The organism is Candidatus Trichorickettsia mobilis, from assembly GCF_034366785.1.
In the GTDB taxonomy this organism is placed as follows: Bacteria; Pseudomonadota; Alphaproteobacteria; order Rickettsiales; family Rickettsiaceae; genus Trichorickettsia; species Trichorickettsia mobilis_A.
On record NZ_CP112959.1, the window covers coordinates 1 to 4,113 of the forward strand.

5 protein-coding genes are annotated in these 4,113 nt (G+C 40.0%); all 5 read left to right on the forward strand.

What is annotated here, in order from left to right:
• Positions 1–49: 49 nt before the first annotated feature.
• Complete coding sequence (gene trbC / locus Trichorick_RS09125; RefSeq protein WP_323739336.1) at positions 50–724, forward strand: type-F conjugative transfer system pilin assembly protein TrbC; 675 nt, start codon at positions 50–52, stop codon at positions 722–724.
• Positions 717–1,823 (forward strand): hypothetical protein, encoded by a 1,107-nt coding sequence (locus tag Trichorick_RS09130; RefSeq protein WP_323739337.1) that lies wholly within the window; start codon positions 717–719, stop codon positions 1,821–1,823. Before trbC ends, Trichorick_RS09130 begins: the two co-directional genes overlap by 8 nt.
• Positions 1,820–2,158, forward strand: coding sequence for a conjugal transfer protein TraN (traN, locus tag Trichorick_RS09400; protein WP_410250278.1), 339 nt, complete (start codon positions 1,820–1,822; stop codon positions 2,156–2,158). The genes Trichorick_RS09130 and traN (Trichorick_RS09400) overlap by 4 nt, the downstream gene beginning before the upstream one ends.
• 14 nt (positions 2,159–2,172) lie before the next feature.
• Positions 2,173–3,411 (forward strand): conjugal transfer protein TraN, encoded by a 1,239-nt coding sequence (gene traN / locus Trichorick_RS09135; RefSeq protein ID WP_323739338.1) that lies wholly within the window; start codon positions 2,173–2,175, stop codon positions 3,409–3,411.
• Between the two features lie 2 nt (positions 3,412–3,413).
• On the forward strand, positions 3,414–4,113 hold a 700-nt coding region (traF, locus tag Trichorick_RS09140; RefSeq protein ID WP_323739339.1), incomplete at its 3' end, for a conjugal transfer protein TraF.

Consider the following 4,113-nt stretch of genomic DNA (forward strand, 5'->3'; position numbering starts at 1 on the left):
TACGATGGGCAAGACTGGGGTTATTTAATTTTTAGAAAGAGAAATTGCTGTGCCTTTTAGTTTAAAGATTATCGTTTTACTAATTTTAAGCCTTGCTTCGGTAAGACTAGCGGTAGCATGCGATAACGCCGTATGTAATAAGAGCGACTTGCGCGATGCTTTTTACGGTGCATCTAGAGAAGACGTTAAATGGGCTACCGATTTAAGTAATAATAGTATTGATGCGGTATGGCAAAATTTAAAAGAGAAATTTAATGAGCAAGAACAATTAGAAATAAGTGCAGGTATTCAATCTAACGGTGACGGAGACAATAAAAGACAATTTTCAGGACTTTATATCTTTGTTAGCACTTCGATGCCGAAACCCTTACTTAAAAATTATTTACGTGAAGCAAATAAATACGGCGGAGTGTTGGTATTTAAAGGCTTGCCGCAGGGGAGTTTCAAAGAATTAACAAAGCTTGTTATAGATTTAACGGGAAAGAGCGGCGACTTGCGAGAAATTGCCGCCGACATACAAATAGACGATGAAGCGTACGAAAAATTCAAAGTCGTATCGGTGCCTGCTATCGTATTATCCGCCGATTCTGAATATCATCCGAATCAGACCGCTATTTTTAAGTTCGACAAAATGGTCGGTAACGTCGGTGTTAAATATTCTCTAGAGGAGTTTAGTAGATCGGGAGAATTAGCGACGGAGGCTTTGAGGTATCTAAATGATTAGTATCTTAAGTAAATTTGTAGCACGGATAAGATTAAGAGGCAGTTGCTTAAGCATAAATTCGGTTTTAAGCATTGCTTTAATGCTGATTATCGTGGTCGCAAGTACTAAAGCTCAAGGTAATAGACACCAGACTAATAAAAACGATATCAGTACGCTTTTTAACCAAGAAATAGAAGATAGGCAAGGCTTAGATCAATTCCTTGAAAATTCAAAGAAACAAGCGGAAAGCGGTGTCGGTAACAAAGCGGGGTTACGAGAACTCGGTGCAAATGAAAGTGCATTAGAAAATAAAACGTCCGAGCTAAATTCTATTAACGCCAATAGCTTAGAAAGTAGAGGGCAAATCGAGCGAGCTAAGGAGGAAAATAGTTATTACGATTCGTTAGAGATTGATTATACCGACCCTAAGATTCTTAACCATAAGAGAGATGTCGATAAAATTGCGGATGCTAATAAAAGACTGATGTCTCGTTTGATTGAGGGTTTGCGCGATCTTGATATTGATTGCAAAACCGTTAAAGGCGACAAGGAGCTAGAGCCTGAATATCGTATTGAGATTGAAAAAGAACATTTTAAGGACACTATTTACAATCAGCATATCTGCGAAGAGCTACGCAATCGTTATAACTGCAACGATACGGTAACCTTAAAATGTGCAAAAACGGGCTTAAGATACGGTGAGTGGCAACATAAAACCATTAAATTACCGGGACATGCGCTTCACAATGAAAAGATGCACTGGGGTTATGCGGTTAAATGGAAGTACAAAAGATGGGGATGGCATATTACTCCTTATCACCCGCAGGGCTTCGGTGAATACCAGATTGATTCGCCTTGGAGAAATAATCCCGAGTTGATCATTGCCGATGCCCGTCTTTATCTTGCTAATAAGCTCGGCGTACAGCTAGAGCAGATCAGGGAAGATGTAGGCTTTCCGCCGGGCGGTAGAGGCGTAGACGACGGTAGTTCTATTAATCCCGTAGGTTGCAGATGGCGTGTTGCATGGGATCAGTATGAGTTTACCTACTATTATCGCGATACTTATCCCGTTTGTGAAGTATGGAGCGAAGACTGGAATGAGGTATGTAGATTGCAATGAGAAAATTTATAAGTTTCATAATAACAATCATCGTTTTAGCTATTCAAATTATTAATCATGCCGAGGCGGGTAATCGTTTCACTTCAAGCTATTCATGTTCCGACGCCGTAAAAACTTGCGTAAGTAGCGGTGCAAGAATCGTCGACGGATTTTCCGTTACTAAAGATTGTTGGGAGTGGACGTATTATAAAACCTGTAACTATCCGAGCCGAGATGATTGTCGAAATTTCAGTCATTGTTATGCGGTAGCGTATTTACCGTGCTTGCTTCGAGATAATTACGGCAACTGCGTTAATCTGCAAAAGAGTTTTCTTGTAAAAGCTGGGAGCCGGTAACCATAGATAAAGAAATGGTTAGAACCGGGCTTGTAGCAAAAGAAGGCAAAGACAGGCTTGTATGTAAGGGCGTGCCTTGTATTGACGGTAACTGCGTCGATAAAAGTTATTTAACCGACGGCGACATGATGGATTCGGTATCCAAATTATATGCGGTAAGTCAAATGAAGGGTGCGCTTGATCTTAATTTTAAACTATTTGCGGGCTTTGCTCAGAGTTGTAGCAAGAAGGCTACCTCTTATACTAATTGCTGTTCTACTAGTTTAAAAGGATGGGGTAAAAACTTGGGAGCAAAATGTACCAAGGATGAAATAGATTTAGTCGATAAGCGTCAGAAAAATCTCTGTAAATATGCTTGTAAAGAGAACAAACAGATGATGGGGATAACCACGGTAGTTAAACATCATTACTGCTGCTTCGGGAGTTTGCTTAATAAAGTGATTCAGGTTGAGGGTAGAAAACAGTTATTTCCTTCAAAGCATGTAGATCAGTTATTTAATAATAACGGTAAGCCGGATTGTAGAGGATTAACGCTTGCAGAGATCATGCAGCTGGATTTTGACAAAATGGATTTTAGTGAGTTTTTTATCGATATTTTAAAGCGAATGAAAATACCGAAAGTAGGAGACATCAGTGCCAGAGTTAACTCATCACTACCTAATGTTAGAAAATACGACGGTAATCCAAATAATAAAAAGAATAATATGGCCGGCTGGAATGCCGATGTTAAGGATGATTCATGGGAAGCGCAAGAGGAAAAAAGATTAGAGGCGGAGCGTATAGAAAAAGAGCGTTTAGCAAGACTTGAAGCAGAGAGACGTGAGAGGGAACGATTACTTGCTCTTGAGAGACAAAGGCTAGAAGAAGAGAGAAGAATAGCGGAATTGAAACGCAAACAGGAGGAAGCTAGGTTGGCTGAGTTAAAACGTATAGAAGAAGAGAGACGGCGGGAGATCTTAAGGCAGGAAGAACTAAGAAAACAAAGAAAGTTAGCGAAAGAAAATGAATTATATTACCTAAAGCAGCAAATGATTGGCGCGAAAAATACTGCGGACAATTATCGCAGCACTAAAATCGCAGAAGATCAAATCAGAGTCAATAATTTTACTAGCAACGGCAATTTATATATGGTCGGGCGAACACTGGAGGTAAATCTTTGGTATCCGGAATATCTGAGATTATTTCAGATTTACTCTGATCTTTATAAGTCGGTCAACAAGCTTGAACAAGACATAAGTAGAGGTAATTACTAAATATGATCAAGATTGTAACTAGCTTAATATTACTGGTTTTGCCTAGCATCGTTCTAGGTCAAGGCTTCTTTGAGGAACGCTATCGCGGTTGGTTTTGGTTTGAAAATAAACCGCTGACGGTAGAAAAGAAAACGTCCGAGCTAAATTCAGAGCAAAATTCCGATATTAGCCCTGAGCAAGCAAAAGCAGAAATCGAGCAATTTGCCCGTGAACTTGAAGATCTAAAATTCATGATGTTGGCACGTCCGACCCCTCAAAATGTCAAAGCTTACCGAGATAAAGAAAAACAAATGTGGGATCAAGCAGATAGCTTACACGAAGCTTGGGATACGGCAAATTTTCTCTACCCCGAGCAGCGCGATTTAATCAATAATCCCGTTAACGTCCACGGCGTAAAAGCAAAAAGAGCTATGCAGGAAGAACAAGATATGCAGAAGATCAAGGAGTTAGCTAAAGACTTTGATCTAGTATTATTCTTTAGCGATTCTTGTAAATATTGCGCACTTCTATCGCCGGTACTTAAAAACTTCGGAGAGATTTATGGGTTTCATATCGATGCGGTCAGTAACCAGGGCAGTAAACACGAGCATTTTAAGACCGTCACGTCTCAAGAGTTAATAGAGCGCCTCGGTATTACTGCTTTTCCTACCGTTATTGCCGTAAGTCACGATAGTAAGACGGCGTTTGAGCTAATCAGGGGAT

Coding starts and splice junctions, on each gene's coding strand:
- Trichorick_RS09130 (WP_323739337.1), top strand. CDS start 717: ATGATTAGTATCTTAAGTAAATTTGTAGCACGGATAAGATTAAGAGGC.
- traN (WP_410250278.1), top strand. CDS start 1,820: ATGAGAAAATTTATAAGTTTCATAATAACAATCATCGTTTTAGCTATT.
- traN (WP_323739338.1), top strand. CDS start 2,173: ATGGTTAGAACCGGGCTTGTAGCAAAAGAAGGCAAAGACAGGCTTGTA.